18 protein-coding genes are annotated in these 18,500 nt (G+C 60.3%); 4 read left to right on the top strand and 14 right to left on the bottom strand.

Annotated features, from left to right (window positions below):
- Positions 1-836 precede the first annotated feature (836 nt).
- Entirely contained in the window at positions 837-1,052 is a 216-nt protein-coding gene (locus VEB01_RS10990) for a hypothetical protein (RefSeq protein ID WP_324875387.1), read from the bottom strand.
- Between the two features lie 534 nt (positions 1,053-1,586).
- On the opposite strand from VEB01_RS10990, the gene VEB01_RS10985 reads away from it, so the two are divergent.
- Positions 1,587-2,333: a hypothetical protein gene (locus tag VEB01_RS10985; RefSeq protein ID WP_324875385.1), complete on the top strand. Its 747-nt coding sequence runs from the start codon at positions 1,587-1,589 to the stop codon at positions 2,331-2,333.
- A 116-nt stretch (positions 2,334-2,449) separates the two neighbouring features.
- Here the strand turns inward: VEB01_RS10985 and VEB01_RS10980 are convergent, their stop codons facing one another.
- From VEB01_RS10980 to VEB01_RS10940, 9 genes are read right to left on the bottom strand one after another with little or no spacing between them, the layout of a single operon-like run.
- Positions 2,450-4,183 carry a complex I subunit 5 family protein gene (locus VEB01_RS10980; protein WP_324875383.1) on the bottom strand — a complete coding sequence of 578 codons (1,734 nt, stop codon included), beginning with the start codon at positions 4,181-4,183 and terminating at the stop codon, positions 2,450-2,452.
- Complete coding sequence (locus VEB01_RS10975; protein WP_324875381.1) at positions 4,180-5,673, bottom strand: complex I subunit 5 family protein; 1,494 nt, start codon at positions 5,671-5,673, stop codon at positions 4,180-4,182. Before VEB01_RS10975 ends, VEB01_RS10980 begins: the two co-directional genes overlap by 4 nt.
- The gene (locus VEB01_RS10970) at positions 5,670-7,166 is read right to left on the bottom strand and encodes a complex I subunit 5 family protein (protein WP_324875379.1); all 1,497 of its coding nucleotides are present in this window, start codon (positions 7,164-7,166) and stop codon (positions 5,670-5,672) included. Before VEB01_RS10970 ends, VEB01_RS10975 begins: the two co-directional genes overlap by 4 nt.
- On the bottom strand, positions 7,163-7,480 hold the full coding sequence (locus tag VEB01_RS10965; RefSeq protein WP_324875377.1) for an NADH-quinone oxidoreductase subunit K: 318 nt from the start codon (positions 7,478-7,480) through the stop codon (positions 7,163-7,165). Before VEB01_RS10965 ends, VEB01_RS10970 begins: the two co-directional genes overlap by 4 nt.
- On the bottom strand, positions 7,477-8,226 hold the full coding sequence (locus VEB01_RS10960; protein WP_324875375.1) for an MnhB domain-containing protein: 750 nt from the start codon (positions 8,224-8,226) through the stop codon (positions 7,477-7,479). The genes VEB01_RS10965 and VEB01_RS10960 overlap by 4 nt, the downstream gene beginning before the upstream one ends.
- On the bottom strand, positions 8,223-8,495 hold the full coding sequence (locus VEB01_RS10955; RefSeq protein WP_324875374.1) for a Na(+)/H(+) antiporter subunit B: 273 nt from the start codon (positions 8,493-8,495) through the stop codon (positions 8,223-8,225). The genes VEB01_RS10960 and VEB01_RS10955 overlap by 4 nt, the downstream gene beginning before the upstream one ends.
- On the bottom strand, positions 8,495-8,824 hold the full coding sequence (gene mnhG, locus VEB01_RS10950; RefSeq protein ID WP_324875371.1) for a monovalent cation/H(+) antiporter subunit G: 330 nt from the start codon (positions 8,822-8,824) through the stop codon (positions 8,495-8,497). The genes VEB01_RS10955 and mnhG overlap by 1 nt, the downstream gene beginning before the upstream one ends.
- Positions 8,821-9,096 (bottom strand): MrpF/PhaF family protein, encoded by a 276-nt coding sequence (locus VEB01_RS10945; protein WP_324875369.1) that lies wholly within the window; start codon positions 9,094-9,096, stop codon positions 8,821-8,823. Before VEB01_RS10945 ends, mnhG begins: the two co-directional genes overlap by 4 nt.
- Entirely contained in the window at positions 9,089-9,589 is a 501-nt protein-coding gene (locus tag VEB01_RS10940) for a Na+/H+ antiporter subunit E (RefSeq protein ID WP_324875368.1), read from the bottom strand. Before VEB01_RS10940 ends, VEB01_RS10945 begins: the two co-directional genes overlap by 8 nt.
- 465 nt (positions 9,590-10,054) lie before the next feature.
- Here VEB01_RS10940 and VEB01_RS10935 point away from each other — a divergent pair, with 465 nt between their 5' ends.
- From VEB01_RS10935 to VEB01_RS10925, 3 genes are all read left to right on the top strand, one after another.
- Complete coding sequence (locus VEB01_RS10935) at positions 10,055-11,581, top strand: hypothetical protein (RefSeq protein WP_324875367.1); 1,527 nt, start codon at positions 10,055-10,057, stop codon at positions 11,579-11,581.
- Positions 11,582-11,884: 303 nt separating this feature from the next.
- Positions 11,885-12,349 carry an MgtC/SapB family protein gene (locus VEB01_RS10930; protein WP_324875365.1) on the top strand — a complete coding sequence of 155 codons (465 nt, stop codon included), beginning with the start codon at positions 11,885-11,887 and terminating at the stop codon, positions 12,347-12,349.
- Between the two features lie 321 nt (positions 12,350-12,670).
- Complete coding sequence (locus VEB01_RS10925) at positions 12,671-13,381, top strand: DUF2231 domain-containing protein (RefSeq protein ID WP_324875363.1); 711 nt, start codon at positions 12,671-12,673, stop codon at positions 13,379-13,381.
- A 44-nt stretch (positions 13,382-13,425) separates the two neighbouring features.
- Here the strand turns inward: VEB01_RS10925 and VEB01_RS10920 are convergent, their stop codons facing one another.
- From VEB01_RS10920 to VEB01_RS10905, 4 genes are read right to left on the bottom strand one after another with little or no spacing between them, the layout of a single operon-like run.
- On the bottom strand, positions 13,426-15,096 hold the full coding sequence (locus VEB01_RS10920; RefSeq protein WP_324875361.1) for a c-type cytochrome: 1,671 nt from the start codon (positions 15,094-15,096) through the stop codon (positions 13,426-13,428).
- A gap of 23 nt (positions 15,097-15,119) precedes the next feature.
- Positions 15,120-15,758, bottom strand: coding sequence for an SCO family protein (locus VEB01_RS10915; protein ID WP_324875359.1), 639 nt, complete (start codon positions 15,756-15,758; stop codon positions 15,120-15,122).
- Between the two features lie 13 nt (positions 15,759-15,771).
- A complete protein-coding gene (locus VEB01_RS10910) occupies positions 15,772-18,003 on the bottom strand; it encodes an Ig-like domain-containing protein (RefSeq protein ID WP_324875357.1) in 2,232 nt (743 codons plus the stop codon).
- A 5-nt stretch (positions 18,004-18,008) separates the two neighbouring features.
- Positions 18,009-18,452, bottom strand: a complete 444-nt coding sequence (locus tag VEB01_RS10905) for a hypothetical protein (protein WP_324875355.1) — start codon at positions 18,450-18,452, stop codon at positions 18,009-18,011.
- Positions 18,453-18,500: the final 48 nt, after the last annotated feature.

Here is an 18,500-nt window from a genome sequence, read left to right as displayed (position 1 = left end):
CGGGATCTGGTCAACAAGATCGACCACTTCATCTCCCATTACAACCAGTCCTGCCGACCCTTCGTCTGGACCGCCACGGCGGATTCCATCCTGGCCAAACTTCAATGATTATGTCAGCGAATTAATGGGACAGGACACTAGTCGGCATTAAAATAACCACAAACCTCGTGCCAGACTTAGACTTCCTTGTCTTTCAATTACTTACCCAAGCTCGGGGTTTTTCAAGCAGCGGCCGGTAATGCATATCACACAGCGAGCCGAGTGAAATCCCGCATCGGCTATGCGACAAAATGTCATATTGAATCAATAACTTAAGAGGCTTAGGATAATGCCATCTCGTAGCAGCCATAGGTTCTCCTCCGAGCCTGATTGTACGAGTACGTGAGATCTTCTCATTTTCAATCGGGATGCTGTTCAATCGGCATCCCGTTTTTTTGCCTGGTACCACAGCCACACTTAAATCGCTCTGATCATACGACCCTTTGAGTCTAAGCCGTTTGCGAATCCAATGGATTGCTGGAGCTTGCTGAATTCAAAGCTTTTTCGCGAAATGTGCGGCTGAAGTTTCAGCCTAAACTGTCCCATTTAGTCAGTCGTTTTCTTCTTCCTGACGGATCAACAAACCATCCGGTTTGTACAGGAATAGGATGGAATCGACCTGCGCAACAATTTGCGGCGAATGCCGCAATCGATGCCGGCTATGACCTACGGGGAAATTTGGCGATGGCGTTTTCGTTCTCCGGGACTTTCCCGGCAACCGGACCCAATAGGCGGTCTCCAAGGCCGGCCGCTTGAGCGTGCCGACATTACTAGGAGGACGCGTTGAACCTTTTTTTCTACCGCCGCCACACGGCAACGAGTTTGAGGCATGAGCGCCGCCATTCGCAGTCCTGTGCCGCACACTGGAAACGATCGTCCGTACGGTAGCAGGGGGCGCGGCGTTGGGCGAGCTGTACGGCCCGCACCCAATGAGTCGGGGGCGTCCAGTCGGGATCTTCGGAAAGAACGAAAGAACGTCCGGCATCCTTAACAATCGGTGAAACATCCATCATGATTCAGGTCCTTGGAAAATAGGGCGCCGCCTCGCAGGCGGCGCCTGCAATCAAGTGAGGAGATTACTCGAGCGCGCGGGCTGACGGCCGACGCAGAGGAAGAGGGGGACTCTGCGCGACGGACGCCTGCCCAACGCCGAGGTGATTGATGCAACAGCGATGCCAGTCACAGCTCCGCGTGAAACGGCCGTTGCCGAGGCAAGCAGGCCCGGTGTCACGGGAAATGGCTGAGTCCGGTAGGTCTTTTCACCTGGTTTCGATCAGCCATAAAAAATTGCTCCGGGTTTATGGACGGCACGGCGCGGACTCGGGATGCGCCGCAGAGTGGCGAGCGCGCCTTTTAATCTTCAAAAAAAGCGGCGTGGGTGCAACTCGCGCGAAAACGCACGAGTCTCATTTCATTGAGGTCGCCGACACGATGGTGATGACGTTAAGCGCGGTGTAGATCGGTTGTTCGGACTTTAAGCCGCGGGTTTCCCTTCGCCTCGAGTCGTATCAAGGTCTCAGCGTTATCCACCTGAAAGGAGATGAGCCATGAACAGGGTAGTTGATTCTTTTGGCAATGTTGTCGTAGCCGTACTGATGTCGTGCGCCCTCGCGGGCACGCCTTCGGCGTACGCCCAGGAAAAGGCGGAGATGCCTTTGCACCATATTCACATCAGCATGATGAACCACGGCTTGGAGATGGTGGCCCAAGGAGCCAACTACCAGATGATTGCCGCCATGAATATGGATCCCAAAGTGAAGGCGGACATCGATGATCTGACCTCAAGCCACAGCCGGGAGATGTTTACCGATGGCAAAGACTTGATCAAGCGCGGCATGGAAGGGCCGGCCATGCAAAAGCTGCATGAGGAAGTCGGGAAGACCGGGGCGACGATGCAATACACCCACGATCTCGGCCAAGCGATGATGAACGTGGCCAATATCCAGGAAGGCATGAAGCACGAGTTTCCGAGCGACAAGGCCATGACCATGCACCATATCCATCTGGCGCTGAATCACGCCTTAGTCATGGCGACCGACGGGTCCGAACAGATCATGCTGGGCCAAATGGGCATGTCGCCCAAGGTCGATCCCGTTTCGATCGAGCATGGCCGGAAAATGATCAGCGACGCCCGCACGATCGTGACTCGGGCGATGCAAAGCCAGTCGTATAAAGACATGATGGCCGATGAGCAAACCAAGCGGATGGCGAGAACCCAAGAGCTGGCGGACTCGAGCCTGAAAGTGATCGACCTCCTGGAAAAGATGCCGGGCGCCACCCCGGCCAAACCATAGGCGGTTTTGAGAGCCGTGCGAATGCGATTTTGCCCGCGTGCCATGTAGCACGGAGCCTTTATCAAACCACCCGCTCGCGGGTGGTTGCTGATTTTTCTGGCTAGTTCGTTCTATTTTTAGCCGGAGCTCTTCGGGAGCAATGCCAGGATGAAAAACAGGATCAACACGAGAAAAAGGGCTCCGGCGACGGCCATGCTTTCCAACCAGGACTGGCCTTGAGCCAAGGACCGTCCCAGCAGGCGACCAAGGAGTTTCCAAGGTACCAGAGCCGGTCTTCGGAACCGTGCGCTCCAAAGGTTTTTCAAGGCTGTCCACGCGCGGAGCATCATCCGTTCCGCCGGCACGAGCAGATCGCCCGCCGGTATCGGAGGTGCGGAACGGTGAAGCCAACGGCCGAACAGGTAGGCTAGCAAAATGCCGCTGCCCACCGGCCATAGTTCGCTCCAGAGAACCTTGGGTTCCAGCGCATGCTCGAAAAAGGCGCGTGCTGCATCCCCGAACACGACCCAGGTGAGCGTCAGCACGCTGAGCAGCGCCAGCCCCCAGGCATAGCCCAGACTGCGATTCCGGGTGCCATGGGCTTCCAACAGCGCCTCATGCCGGACTAAATAAAGAAACCGTGCGAGCAACAGCATGGTTCCCACCGCCGCCAAAGCTAACGCCCAAGATAGCCCATCCTGCAATGGCTCCGGCGCCGAGCCGATCGCTTTTTTGAGCGACTCCTTGGCGAGCGCACCGCTGGTAAAGGGAGCTCCCGCCAAGGCCAGCGCGGGCAACAGGAGTCCGGCCATGATCCAGCGAAGTTGCCGCGCATTCCGAGCCGCCGTCCGCGCGACGCCCACTCCCAAAAACAAGGCCCCCTTGGCCAAAGCGTGATGGACGGCATACACCGCGACCGCCGTTAAAGCCGGTGGCCAGTCGGCCGGCGCTGCAAGACCCAGTCCCACCGGTACGGTGATCAGCCCCATCTGGCTGATGCTCGAGTAGGCCAGCACGGTTTTGGAATCCTTTTGGACCAATCCCGCCCCCGCACCATAGAACGCCGCGGCAAGCCCGGCGGCCGCCAACCCGTAGCCCCACTCTGGAAGCGCCGCCTGTCCCAGCGGCAGAAAACGCAGCCAGCCCAAGAGCCCGGCCTTGATGATGACGCCGCTCAGCACCGCGCTGGCGGGCGTGGGGGCGACCGGATGGGCTAAAGGCAGCCAGACGTGAAGCACCAGGACGCCCACCTTGACCCCGAAACCGCCGAGGAATAGCGCCACCATCAGATCCCGCAGCGGCGATAGGGCGACCGCCTTCGGAATCTCGTCGAGATACAGACTCTCCGCGGCGCTCACGCTCAGCAGAAAGGCAACGAACAGCAGGACTTCCCCGAAGATGGCGAGGATCAGATAGATCCGGCCCGCGCGGTATGCGTCTTCCCCGCCTTCGTGCACGATCAGCCCGTAGGCGGAAAAAGTCATCAGCGCAAAGAACAAATAAAAGCTCGCCACGTCCCGGGCCAGAACGACACCCAGGTTGCCCGCCATCGTGATCAGAAAAAATGCCGTGAAACGATGGCGTTGGGGATCGGAGGCCAGATAAGCCCGGGCATAAAGCCCGGCGATCAGCCAGAGCAGAGCGGTGAATATCAGAAATATCCGGCCCGTGGCATCCAGTCCCAGACGCGTGCCGAGCAATAGCCAGGGCAGTTCGAGGCGGAATTCCGGTGCCGCCGCCAGGATGAGACCGGGCAGCGCCGCCCAGGGCGCGACAGCCAACGCCTGGGAGCACGCCGAGGCCATGATTACCCCCGCAGCCAGGCACAGCGGTGCGAGCAAGGTGGCGGCAACCAGCCATTCGGGGCTCATGAAACGTACTCCCGGGCCGCAATGAGTTTGGCCCAGCCCAGCGGGCTGAACGGCGCGCCCGCGAACAGTCCGGCGGCAAGGGAGAGAAGTGCGGTGATCAAAGTGGGCACCAGCAGCGTCGGCCGGGTTTCGAGACCGTCACGCTCCGGTTTCGGCCATTCGCCGCTGGCAGGCCGAAACCAAATGCGGTGAAGGATCGGCAGGAAATAGGCGGCGTTGAGTGCGGTGCTGACGGCCAGCACCCCGAGTGCCCAGTACTGCTTCGCATCGATCGCCCCCGAGCCGAGATACCATTTGCTGACGAAACCGGCGACCGGAGGGACGCCGATCATGCCCAAGGCCGCCACGGTGAATGCCGCCATGGACCAGGGCATGCGCCGGCCGACGCCGTTCATTTCGCTAATCTTGTGAATGCCCAGGGTCTCCGCCAGATCGCCCGCGCAGAAGAACAGAGTGATCTTCATCAGTCCCTGGTGCACCAAATGCACCACGCCGCCGATGGTCGCTACCGGACCGAGTATGCCGATCCCCAGCACGATGTACGACACCTGACTGATGGTGGAATAGGCCAGCCGCCGTTTGAGGTCGTCTTGAGCCAGTGCCCGCAATGAGCCATATATAATGGTGACGCCGGCCAGCCAGGACAGGGGCTTCAGCACGCCCAGCCTAGCGGCGAATTCCACCCCGTACACGTCGTACGCTATGCGCACGATGCCGAAGGCGCCGGCCTTCACCACGGCCACGGCGTGCAGCAGGGCGCTTACGGGCGCCGGCGCCACCATGGCCACCGGCAGCCAGCCGTGCAGCGGCACCAGCGCGGTCTTGACTCCGAGCCCTGCGATCAGAATCGCGAAGATCGCGAGAAGGGCCGGATGGTGAATCTCCGAAACCTGCGCCAGTGCGCCGCGCTCGGTAAATTCAACCGATCCGGCCACGTTGTACAGCCAAACGATACCCACCAGCAGCAGTGCACCGCCGGTCAGCGTGTATTTCAAATAGACTTTCCCGGCATGCAGCGCCTCCGGAGTGCCGCGATGTACCACCAGGGGGTAGGTCGATAGGGTCAACAGCTCATAAAAGAGCATAAAGGTGATGAGATCGCCGGCCAGCGCGATGCCCATGGTGGAGGTCACGCACAGGCTGAAAAAACCGAAAAACCGGCTGCGGTGGGGGGAGCCTTCGAGATAGCCGATGGCGTAGATGGTGGTGAGCAGCCACAGCACGGAGGAAAGCCCCACGAACAGCATGCCCATCGCATCGGCGCGCAGCACGAAATCCTGGTCAGGCAGCAGCGGCAGCCGGGTTTCGTAACGATGCCGATGGAATACGCCCCACACCATGACGCCCACCAGCAGAAGCTTGGCCACTGCCCCGACTAGATTGAGAGTCGAGCGGGTGCGATGCTGTTCCTCACCCACGAAGAAAATGAGCACGCCGGTCAGGAGAGAGCTCAATACGATCAGAAGGGGCAGCCAGGGATCGGGGATCATGGGACTACTGTGAATGGAATGGCCGCTTCGGCGACGTAGGGCGCGCTTTTTTCCAAAAGCCTGAGCGGAAAGACCGCCGTCAGACCCAAGAGCAAAGCGATGCCGGCCAGGGAAAATGCGGCTATAGGCATGACAACCGGTACCGAATGGAAAACGGCATGCTCCGGGGGCGCCAGAAAGCAGCGCCGCAAAACCCGGAAGATGTAGGCGGCGGTCAGAAGGCTTCCGAGAATCAGAACCACGGCCCACCACCATTGGCCGGTGGCCAGCGCGGCATCGAGCAGCAGCCACTTGGCGATGAATCCGCCGCTGGGCGGCAGGCCCATGAGGCTGACTCCGGCTATGGCGAAGGCGAATAGGCTCACGGGCAGGTGCCGGCCCACGCCTTCGAGCCGGTCGATCCGGTCTTCGCCGGTCACCTTCAGCATGGCGCCGGCCGCCAGAAACAGGGCGGCCTTGGCCATGGCATGCGACAGGGCCAGGTACACGCCGCCGCTCAAGGCGGTCAGCGCGCCGGCCGGAGATGCCGAGGCCAAGGGGAAGGTCAGAAACAAATAGCCGATCTGGGCCACCGTCGACCAGGCGATCAGCATTTTCAGTTTTTCCTGGTGAAACGCGAGCCAAGCGCCCGAAAAGACGGCGATGGCGCCTAAGATGCCTATTCCTTGAGCGAAGACCGGCGTCAGCGCGGACGGAAAGACTTCGAACCAGAGGCGCAACAGCATGTAAAAAGACGCTTTGATCACCAGTCCCGACAGCAGGGCGCTGACCGGCGGCAACGCGCTTCCATGGGCCGGCGGTAGCCAGAAATGCAGCGGGAAAAGAGCGGTCTTGAGCAGCAAGCCCACGGTGATCAGGCTCGCTGCCAAAGCGTTTGCGGGTTCCGGCCGGATCAATCCGGCCATCAGTTCCAAAGACAGGGTGCCGTAAGCGCCGTACAGCAGCGCCACTCCCATGAGATAAGCCAGCGATCCCGCCAAGGCTGCCAGGAGATAGCGAAGCCCCGCCGCGAGCGACTCCCACTCGCCACTGAGCGTGACCAGACCGGCGGCGCTCAAGCTGAGCAGCTCCAGGGTCACGTAAAGATTGAACAGGTCGGCCGAGAGAAAAAGAGCGTTGAGCGCGGCCCACAAAAACCACCAGAGCGGCCAGAACCAGACGCCGCCAGCCTGCTCGCCGGAAAAATAACCCAGAGCATAGAGACTGATGAAAATCCCCACCGTCGCGGTCATGCCCAGCATCACCAGGCTCAGGCCGTCGGCGCGAAATTCGATGCCGAGGGGTGAGCCCCAGCTTCCGACCGGATAATGCTGGAGGCCCGTATCGTTGAATTCGAGAAGAAGCTGTATCAGCGCGAACCCGATTCCTACGGGCGTTGCGGCGACGAGACCCAGGCTGCTCCGCGGTCCGAAGAGAAAGGACAGGCTTCCGGCTGCCAGCGGAAGCAGGATCAGCGACGGTATCCAAGGTGCGACCGACGATATTCCGGTCATGGCTCGGGCCGCGGGTCGTTCGGCAGGCGTGTCTTTCCGGTTAGATCGTAGAAACGCCGCACGAGCGCCAGCCCGAAAGCGGTGGCGCTTACCGCGACGACAATGCCGGTGAGCACCAGGGCCTCCGAGACCCGATCCGGCGGCGTTCCGGCCATTCGCTGCGGCAGCCCCACGAGGACCAGGAATACGCCGCTGCCCGTGATGTTGAAGGCGATCAGCTTACGCATCAGGTGCGGATGAACGACGAGCCCGTAAAGGCCGAGGGAAAACAGGATGGCACCGGCTATGGCATAGATCAGCCCGCCGCCGATCATGGTTGTCCGGCCCTATCGTTCTGCGGCAGGCGTGCCGATTCGGTCGATCGCTTATTTCGAATCCGGGAAGGCGCCGCGCCGACGAACAAAGTCACGAGGATCGCTGCGATCGACAGGGTCAACGCCGATTCCACGACAAGGATCGCAATTCCCGCCCGTGCCGCCCGGTATTCCAGCAGCCTCGATCCTTCACCCAGGGGCAGGGCGGCAACGATCAGAAATACGTCGAAACCCAAAAAAAGCGCCATGCGAAGCCACAGGGGCGGCGATCGGAAGCTTGGAATCAGGCCGGTCAGTCGCAGCAGAACGCCGCCGCCGGCGAGCACCGCTGCGGCCTGGAATGCTCCGCCCGGCCGGTGCGCGCCTGCCCACAATAGATACCCCGCAGTAAGAACGATGAGGGGAATTATCAGACGAATCAGGGCCGCGAGCACGGGGCCGGAGTCGGGTCGCGGCCGGTACGTGGCAACCGGACCGGCAGGCCGGAATGCCGAGACGCCCAGAACCGCCAACAACAGAACCGCGATCTCCAGCAAGGTGTCGTAGCCCCGGTAATTCAGCAGTACGGCCGTTACCGGATGCCGAACGCCGCTCTCTTCCAGATGCGCCGCGACAAGCGCGGCCAAACCGACGACTGGCCTCGGGAGCGCGAATATCGCGACGATCAGCCCAATGCCCAGCGCTGACGCGAGCGCGGCGGCGATGGGCCGGATGAGACCATGCTCTTCCGGCTCGACCGCACTCATGAGCGATCACTCCGTCCAAGCCGCCGCCTGCGTTTCCCCGTAATATGCGCCACGGCGTCGAGCAGCAAGGCGCCGGTCAGGCCGGTCCCTATGGCTGTTTCGGCCAGGGCGATATCCGGAGCGTTCAGCCTTACCCAGGCCAGCGTCATCAATAGGCCGAAGATGATCAGCAACACCACGGCCTTGAACAGATCGGCGGTAATCTCCGTCCGCCAGGCAATCCAAATCAGGATCGCGGCGAGCAGAATGTCCACCGTTTCGCCGGGCATTACCGAGATTCCTTTCGGGCGGGAGCACCGGTCCGGGGTGGCTGTTCGGACCGCAAGGCATGACGGGCGAGCAAGTGGCAGGCCGTGGCGCTGGCCGGTAGCGCGAGCAGCCAGATCAGCAAGAGTTTCAGTATTACGGCCCACGATTCGGCCTGCAGCATCAAGCCGAAGATGACCAGGCCAAGGCCCAGGTTGTCGGCTTTGGTGAGGGCGTGGATCCGGGTGTATACATCGGGGAAGCGCAGCAGGCCGACGGTTCCGGCAAAGAAGAAAAAAACCCCGAGAAACAGCGTGAAGGCCGAAAACCATTGGAGTGCAATCTCGTTCATGATTCGCCGTCCTCACCGCTGCGGACGGAGAACCGCTTCACGAACGCCACCGTTGCAAGCACCGCGAGCAGTACGAACGTCAAGGCCACGTCCCGGAGCGCCGGCAAATTCTGCGCCTCCGCCAAGAGCAACAGAACCGCTACGCCGGTAGTGCCGAACAATTGCACCGCCAGCATGCAATCGGCCGGGGTCGGGCCGCGCACGATGCGCAGCAGCCCGGCGGCAATGTTGAGGAGCAGAAAAAAGGCAAGTTCCAGATCGAGGTCAGGCACGGGGTGTCCTCCCGGAGTCATCGAGGGAATGGCTGAACAGGTCCGCCACCCGCTCCTCCACCGTTCGCAGAGACTCCAGAATCGGCAGCCGCCTGTCCAGGACATGCACCAGCAGACGCTGTTCCTCGAATTCCGCAACCACGGTGCCGGGCAGCAAATTGATGGTGTTGACGAGAAGTACGCAGGCCGCCTCGTCGTCCAGGCGCAGGGGGAAAGCCACGAGTGCCGGCGCCAACGGCATTTGCGGGTGCAAGGCGCGCCGGGCGACATCGATCCCGCCGCGCAGCGAATGCCAAAGGAAGAAACCGAGGAAGCGCGGCAGGCTGTGTAGAGTCCGGTGTCCGGGGGGACCGAGGAGGAAGCTTGACGCAAGCGCGAGGAGGATGACCGGCCCACCGAAGGCCCAAGCCAATAAGTCCTCGGTCAATGCCCACCAGCATAAAGCCAGGAACAGCGTGCGCTTGAGTCCTGATTTGACGAAAAAATCGAACATGATCCGACCTTCCATGTCAACGCGTGGCCCCATCATATCAGATCGACTGGGGGGCTCCACCTCCTTTTCCACGGAGATGATTTACCCCTTTCTTGAGCGAAATCCGGTACGAACTACTGCGTAGTTTTGGATAGAACGAATGACAATCTAATCCAATTTATTGGATATGGAAGACGTAATCGTCGTAGCGCCTCGCGATTTCTCGTTGCTACGGTACTCCTGTATTCAAGAAGTGGGATCGTAGATGGAGCGAGGCGGAATAACGAGCAGCCCAAGATTGATCCCGACCGGATGCTGCCATGAACATCACCGAATCCGATGCGCGGGATATTGCCAGCTATCTTTACACGCTGGTGGATTAAGAGCCCCGCGTTGTGTCGCCTGCTGTGGATCGCTCTTCTATGTGGGTGTGCGGCCGAACCTAAGGTTACGGAAGAATCCGGGGAGAACCGTGCCGGCGCGGGGATGCCGTTTCGCCTGCGATTCGGTGAGGCGGGGCCGCTGCGGACGGCGGAAGGCTTGCGGTGGGGCGCAGTGCTCGGCGCGACCTATGCCGGTCCCTATTCGGAACGCGCCTTAAGCGGAGAGCGCTTTGGACTCCTGTCGAGTTCAGGATTTCGGCTCGCCACGGGACAGTGCACGGATTGCCCGGTGCCCGAGGCGGCGCTCTGGTATTTTCGCGATGAGGTGATCGCCACCCCCGAGAGCGGGCAACCGGTCACCGGCCAAGCCCCATTTGCACCGGACGGGGACGCGCTGCTACATCCGTCGCTGGTCTGGATCGGCGCTCCGGAGATCATCGAGCATGCGGCCTTATCTGAGGATGGCAGGTTTCTCCTCACCCCGGCGGGACGGGTGCCGTTTGCGGTTACCCCCGCGATTCCCACCAACCGGGCCTACCTCGATCATTCCACCACGGCCTTTTTCAGGGAACGGCCGCTGCGCATGCGCGGGGCCACCCTGCTCGAACGGGGCGTTCCGATTTTCGTCGCCCGGACGATTTGGCCGGAGGACACCCGGGTCGATATGGACGGTGCCCGATTCGAGCCGCTAAAAGAAGGCGAAACCTTGACAACCCTGATCCGGGCACAGACCGGGGGCGTGACGGGCATCTACGCTGTGCGGGTTCTGTGGGAGCGTCATCCGGGACAGCCCCGCCGCTGGGCGAACCGGCCGGTGCTCGCCTTCGTGCTCGACGGCGCCCAGGGCGATGACGACGGGGCGCACGGAGGCCACCTTGCCCTCGCTACCGGGGTGTTCGGGCCGCACGGAGAATGGAGCGACTGGCTGGTCAGCAACTTCTATCCCATCGACGACAAGAGCGACAAAGGCATTCTTTCGGCTCTGGTGCCCATGGACAATTATCTGGCGGATCTCAACAGCGGCCAGGCCTGGTATCGCCCGAACTACATGCTCGTGGCGGTCATGCGCGAATCCCGCATTCCAAGCCGGGTGCAGGCGACCTTGCAACAGGTCTTTCACGGCTACTATTGCCATGCCATCGGGTATGACCGGGCAACCAACAACAGCACCGCCCTCGTCATCGATCCCTTGCGCTGGCTGGGCTGGAACATTCCGGAGACCGGCCCGACCAGTTATCTTGCCGCCATGGCTGCTTTCCCGGTGGCGGCCTTGGCTCAGGGCAGCCTGGCTGGGGGCAGAGATGCCTTCGGCCTGCTCGCAGCGGAAAAGACCCGGCTGGTGCCGCGGGACGCTTTCGAGGCGATCGGCCACGATCTGCTCGGCCTCCTCGACGGGGACGCTCCGAAGGGGGAGTTAACCCCCTTCGAGCGGATGCTTGTGGCCGACGTGGAGGCCGTGCTCTTCGTCCGTATCCCGCAAATCCCATCCAGCCGCCGCTTCGGGACCTATCCGGTGGGATCGCTCGTCGAACTTGGCGGCCGCGTACCCTGGGACGGCGATGAATGGGAAACGGCCCCGGACCCCGGCAAACGGCTCTTCCCGGAACGGCTGACAGGTTCGTGCAGATGAGCGGTGATCGAGCTTGACGGCGACCTGACCGATGCGAATCCATGCGCAGCGTCGTGGGTTCGCGTGTGTCGGCGATATCCGACCGGAACAGGAGGAATGGAACAGGATACTGATGTGGGTCGGGCTTGCTGTACGGTCTCCACTCGATATTCTGGGAATGCCGGAGCAATCGTCGGGGCCACTGGCGACTGAACCCTTTTACTATCAAAAAACGTTTGTGGAACGAAAGCCGCGTCCTCTATGTCTGTAAATTCATGTTTCCGTGCGCGTAGAAGCTTTAGCATTCGAAATCGACCCGAGTGGATGGACCTACTTAGCTGGGATTGGAGCTTGTTTCTATCTCATGTGTTCAAGCTTATGGGCGCATTCGTATTGGCTCTGCCGATCGCCTTCGAGCGGGAGAAATCGACCCGCACGCTGGGATTACGCACTTTCCCGCTGGTTGCGGTCGCAAGTTGCGGCTATATCCTGGTGGGAGCTTTAGTTGCCGGTACGGCGCAGGACGCACAGGCTCGCATCGTCGCGGGGTTGATGACGGGAATGGGTTTCATCGGGGGCGGGGCCATTCTGAAAACGGCGGCAGGCGTCCGAGGTACGGCTACGGCAGCCAGCCTATGGTCGACCGGAGTGATCGGTGCTTCGGTCGCCCACGGCTTTTACGAAATCGCCGTGTTGATAAGCACGCTCAACTTTCTGACTTTGCAGTTTTTGACATCGGTCGAGCGTCGAATGGGCAAAAAGGATCGGCCGGATGTGGAAGACTCCTGAAGCTGGAGATTCAGCCGCTCCCGGAACCGTTCCTGACCGTGCTGGGTTTGCTAGAGGCCTTTCGGTTGTAGGGTGAGCCGGACGCATCGTCTACGGCGATATGGGGCCAAAGATTCGGCAAGCCGGCACCGGTCCGGTCAATAGTTCCGAACGACCGGGATGAAGCGGATAGATGATCGAAATCGAAGCGACAAGCACCGCGTGGTTTCGAATCCTGGAGTTCTCTGCGAAACTTGTGCTACGAAAGGGCGACTAAGAGAACGTCTCGGACAGTTCGGCATTGAGCCCACTCAACCTTTAACCACTTACTCGGAAGCGATCATGTTCAATTTTCCAGGTCCGGATTTAGTCGGACACCTCACGCGACCCGCTGTGCACGCGGGCGGCGACGGAGAGGCGGGCGGCGGTTTGCTAGAAATTGTCGCGAGCTTGCTGGACACCGTCTCCCGGACGCTGGACTCGGGAGCTTCGATGAATCCATTCGCCGGTATCGACGCGTTGGGAACCAACTTGCACCCGATGATCGTGCATTTTCCGATCGCTTTCCTGACTGGTTTTTTTCTGCTTGAACTCATAGGTGCCGTGTTCAGATGGCCGGGACTGCGACACGCCGCCAGTTGGATGCTTTATTTGGGTGCTTTGGGAGCCATTGCGGCCGCCGTCGCCGGGTTGATCGCGGAGGATAGCGTCCCTCACAGCGGCGCGGTGCACGACATCATGGAATGGCATGAACGGCTGGGATTGACGATTGCGGGTTTGTCCTCGGCATTAGCCATTTGGCGCCTCATGTCCAGAGCACATTTCTCCGCCATGGCGGAGGCTTTGCACCTCTTTCTGGCAGGGATCGTCCTGACCTGCATTTTCTTTGCCGCGGACTTGGGGGGATTGATGGTCTACCAGCACGGGGTCGGTGTAAAAAGCTTGCAGCAGGCCGACTATCACCATCATCACGATGATCATGAGCATCATGAAGCGGCTTCCGACGGAGATTTGGATGCCCATGGCGAGCCGGATTCCACACCGAAATTCTGAGCGGCACTACGGCTTGATTTAGCGGCAATCTTTGAAATTGCGCATCACGGAACGATCCAACTGCTGAAAGGCATCAGCGCTCCCTTTGCTTCCATGGAAGCTTCTACGAGATAACACCCGTTCGATGCGAAGCGCTGACCGGCACCGAGAGTCAATCGCGGGTAAATCGACGTGGCTATGGCCGTGTCCACTTCGTGTTCGATCTTTTCCACGAAATAGTCCCGTGAAAAATTGTCGACCATATGCATCAACGCGGCTCCAGCCTGGGTCACGGCAAAATAAGTGTTCGCCTGAATGCGTTCGTCGATGAGCTCGATCTTTTTACTCTTCAGCCAAGCCCTAATCCGCAATAGCCGCCGGTCCAAAGCCTCCGGCAATTCGAAGGAATAGACGTATCGCAGTTTGGCTCTCGACTTGGCTGCAAGCGAAGAAAGCGGCTTGTTCGTCAGGATTGAAGAGAGATAAATCGCTTCGGGAGCCAGCGCTGACGCAGCCAAGGTTTCCAGCGCGCCCAGGTCCGAATCCCCGAGCCAAAGGAGGAGCAGGGCAGGGTGCCTGCGTTTCAGAAGAGCCAGCCAATAATCCGCTGTCGGCTTGACGGCAGGGTCGAGACCGAGATCTTGAATGTCGTCGTTTCCGTAGTTTTTCATCGCGCTCCGGAACGCATCGGCGGGAACTCTGCCGGTTTCGTCATCGCGGAAGACCTGGATGATCGGAGCGTTATGGGACCGTTCGGACATCTCGCCGAGATGCTTGGCGAGTACCTCCGCCTCGAGCGTCACCCCTTTGGAAAAATAGAAGGCGTAATGGCCGTTTTCGGAAATGACGGGGAAGTCCACGTTCGGGAACACGCAGGGAATTTCAAGGCGCTCGCAAAAATCATGGACCGGCCGCCAAGTTCCCGTACCGATGCCGCTGGCCAGCGCAAAGACGGGCTGTTCACGGTAATAGGCATCCAGCTGGGCGCGCCAGGTTTCCGGACGGCCGGTCAGCTCCCACAAGTGGAGCCGCCAGTTTCGGTAGGCTTTGTACTCGCGCTCCATGTCCCAAGGGGCACGTTCGGCTCGCAGGGTTTCGTGTCGCGTTCCGGCGTTCTTGTCCCGAAAAAAGGCTTCCAAAACGCCAAGCATGGCCTTGCGTTTCGCCGGTTCCACGCCTTCGGTCACTACCGTCGCAAAATGAATGGCTTGATCGGTTACGCCGGGGGACGGAGCCGTCGACAGCGTTTTCAGATACGCGATCAAGGCATCGGATTCCTCTTTGGCTAACGAATAGCGCGGCATTGGTTGAGTGAGCCGGCGTCCGGTCATGTCGGCACCCGTTCGAATCGCGTTGGCGAGCGTTTCGTCGGTGTAGGCGGGGCGGTTCAGAGGGCTTTCAACCGGCGATTGATGCATCTTCGGGTGAGGGGGGTACGCGGGGCTATAGAGCGCGGGTCCGGTGATCGTCCGCGCAACGATTTGGCCCTCGCTAGAGCCGAATCCGCTGCGGCGATGACAATTCGCGCAGGCGGCGCGGGTCCCCGTCAGCGTGACATCATTCTGAACCGTGGCAACCATGGGGCGTCCGGAAGGAAGAATTCCTTCGCGATACATTCGCTTGCCCTGTTCGATAAGCTGAGCCTGTGCGGTCGTTGAAGCGGTTCGCTTCGGTCCGGCAACCGCGTCATCAGCACATAAATGGACGGCAAGAAGCATGATGAGGCTTTTTTTCACCGCATCAGCCCGAGGTGTGAATGTCACTTTGCTACGAGCCTTTCCGAGGTGACACTTAGCGTGTGATGGACTAAGGCATCGGCGCTTACCAGTCCCTCGAAGCGAATCCATCGGCCATCCTGGGGTGAGCGTATGAACGTCAGAACGGCGTGGTTCGTTTTGCTGCCCCGGTAGGCGTTGAACGCCTTCTGTACGGCGAGAATGCCGGCCGTATCGCCCGAAAGAAAGCGCCAATCAGCACCCGCGCCGAATTCTTGGGCGTACTTCTTCAGGTTCGCCGGTTTATCGTGCTCCGGATCGATGGAAATCGAAATCAGTCGGAATTTCGCGCCTTGGCTGCTTAGCTTCGCTTGAAGCTTGGAGAAGATTGCCGTCGATATCGGGCAGACAGTCGTGCAGGTCGTAAAGACGAAATTCAAAATAACCGGTCTATCGGTATAGAGTTGGTCGGACAAGGAAACACGCTTGCCGTCTTGATCGGCAAGCGTGATGTCCGGAATGCTGTAAGACAAGCCGGCATGGCCACCTGGCAGTTGGGAATTCAGGGGCGCGGCGGTGGCTTGGTCATAGGCGCTGGCGTTGTGCGGAGCGAAAGGTGTGATGGCCAATGCCATTTGGAGCAGAAAACGTAAACCCATGCCGCGTGAGCCTGTTCCATTCATTTCGGTTTCCTCCTTATCGGGTGACGCTTACCGTAACGGTGGCCGTATTGGATGTAGCGCCCCGGTTGTCTTTGACCGTGTATCTGAATATCTCCGTGCCCGTGAAGCTCAGCCTCGGCTTGTAGGTGACCGTACCGTTCGCATTGGGAACGGCAGACCCACCTTTGTTGGGTTTCGCGGCGATGGTTACAGTTGCCGGATTGAGGCTGCCGTCCGGATCGGAGTCGTTGGCCAGCACGGCAATAGCCTTGGTCGTGTTTTTGCGCGTGGTTGCCGTGTCATTGACCGCCACCGGCGGTTTGTTGGCGGCGACCGTGATCGAGACCGTCGCGGGCGTGCTCAGCACTGCGCCGTCATTGGCCCGATAAGTAAAGCTGTCCGTGCCGGTAAATCCAACGGCTGGCGTGTAACTGAAGCCGCCATTGGCATTCAGGCTCAGGCTGCCGTGGGCGACGCCGGCAGTTAGCACGGCCGTGAGGGAATTGCTGTCGGGATCGCTGTCGTTGCCGAGGACGCCGGGCGCGGTGATCGATACCGTGCCGCCCGCGACCGTGCTGTAAGCGTCATTGGACGCAACGGGCGGATCGTTCGCATCGGCCACATTAATCGTAAAGCTCTGGGTCGCAGACAGCCCGCCCGGATCGGCTACCTTGACGGTCACGTTGTTGGCTCCCGCTTGGCTGTTGGTCGGAATCCACGAGATAAGCCCGGTCGCCGCATCGATGCTCATGCCGGCCAGCACCGTGTTGAGCGAAAAGGTGAGCGTGTCGCCGTCGGCATCGCTGGCGGTCACGGAATAGCTGTAGAGCTGCCCTTGGGTGGCTGTCGTGACCGGAGTCGAGGTGATTGCGGGCGCATGGCCGCCCCCGGGCGGATTGTTGAGCAGGTAATCGTATGCGGCCTTGGCATCGATCAGCCCGTGGCCGTAGCTGTTGTCGGCGCCGGAATCGCCCAGGTCGTGTGCGGATTGCTTCAGGGCCGATTCCAGAACCGCTACGTTTGCATTGGGAAAAGCTTCCAGCAATAAGGCCATCGTGCCTGCGGCATGGGGGGCCGCATAAGAAGTGCCGGATACAGTGGCGTAAAGCGGCAGTCCGCCGAACGACAAATCGGCGGTGTTGACGTTGATGCCGGGAGCGCTCAGTTGTGGATAGATGCCGCCATCGCAGGCGGAAGCCCCTCGGCTGCTGAAATTCGCGACGGTCAGCGTGTTGTCGACCGCGCCGCTGGAGAAGCCCTCCGGATTATTGGCCGGGCTCACGCTGCTTGAAGAAATCGGCCCGTCGTTCCCGGCGGAGAATACAAGCCCGATACCCGCCGCCTTGAGAAGTTGGATGTCGTCGCTGAACTCGAGGACGCACTGGTTGGTGGTGTTTTGCAAGCCCCACGAGGCGTTGACCACGTTCGGCGCATCGGACGTGTCGGGGTTGCCATCCGGATCGAGCAGCCACTGAAATCCCTGGTGGATGTCGCTCATCAAGGCCCGATCCGCGTCGTCGAAGAGCTTGACCGCGATCCATTTGGCGCCCGGAGCGACACCTATGGAAGTTCCGCCGGCGTTGCCGCCTACCATGATGCCCATGGTCTGGGTGCCGTGTCCCAGGCTGTCGTAGGGGGTGGCGTGTTCGCCATGGGGGTCGTACCAGCTATTCGAACCACCCCGCCATCTATTGGCAAGATCGGGGTGGCTCGCATCGACGCCGGTGTCCATGTTGGCAACTACGATCCCGGCCCCGGTATGTTCTCTAGCCCATACATCCGGAACATGGATCATGTTCAAGTTCCATTCGGGCGCGGCCGGGGTGCCGGAGGTCGCCGTCGGCGCCTCCAGCGTCTGGTCCAGCCTGATGCTCTCGACTCCCGGCAGCCCGGCCATTTCGCGAATGACCGCGGCCTTGGCGGTAAATGACAGCCCGTTGATCAACCAAAGCTGCCGAATGCGCTGAGCGCCTTTGTTTTCCAAAAATGGCTTCAGCGATTTTTGACTTTGGTCCGCTTTAGCTTTAAGTGCCTTGATGATTTTGCTTCGGCGGAGCCGCTTGTCCTTGTCTTTGAAGGTACTTGAAACGATGCGGTCGGACAGGGTGACGATCACGGGAATAGCCTCGTTCGGCGTCGCCGTCTGCAAGACGGAATCAAGCTCGGGATCGACGACACCGGCGTGTGCGCCAGCGCCTGCGAACCCCGCGAGCAGCGGAAAAATGACGAGGCGAACGACCGGCTTATAGGGGCTTGAAGCACGCATGGCGGTCACTCCACGATTAGGTTCTCTGCCCTGAAGTCGCCCATCACCACCGTAACCTTATCGCCCGCGTCTATTTGTCTGCCGGGATTCGCGAACAGGGCGAAGTAGGTACGGTTCACCAGGGGTTTTATGCTGGTCTGGCGCAAAGAGCCGACGGTCGGCGTGGTGGGCACCAAAAGCCGGCTGCCGCTCGTCTGATCCATCACGTAGGGCTGCACTTTGCGATCGGCAAGCGGAGCCGCTTTTTCGGCATCGACGATGCGGTAGCGGAAATCGAGCATATTTCCCGCCGCCGAAAGCCTGATGCCCAGGAGCCGTATTCCCCATCGCTCTTCCAACGCCGTCGGAATCTCGGCAGTCGGTCTAAGCCGATGGCCTGCGGGCACCGTCTTGGAATCGCTTAGCCATCGCGTAGCGATGATGGCTGCGCAACTTATGATAATCAGCACTCCCAAAAGCGAGGGGCTAATCCTGTATCTGAGTACGGAAACACGGCC

It is taken from the genome of Methylocaldum sp. (assembly GCF_035627495.1).
Classification (GTDB): domain Bacteria; phylum Pseudomonadota; class Gammaproteobacteria; order Methylococcales; family Methylococcaceae; genus Methylocaldum.
The sequence above is the reverse complement of the archived record's forward strand: the minus strand, read 5'-3'. Positions and strand labels throughout refer to the sequence as shown.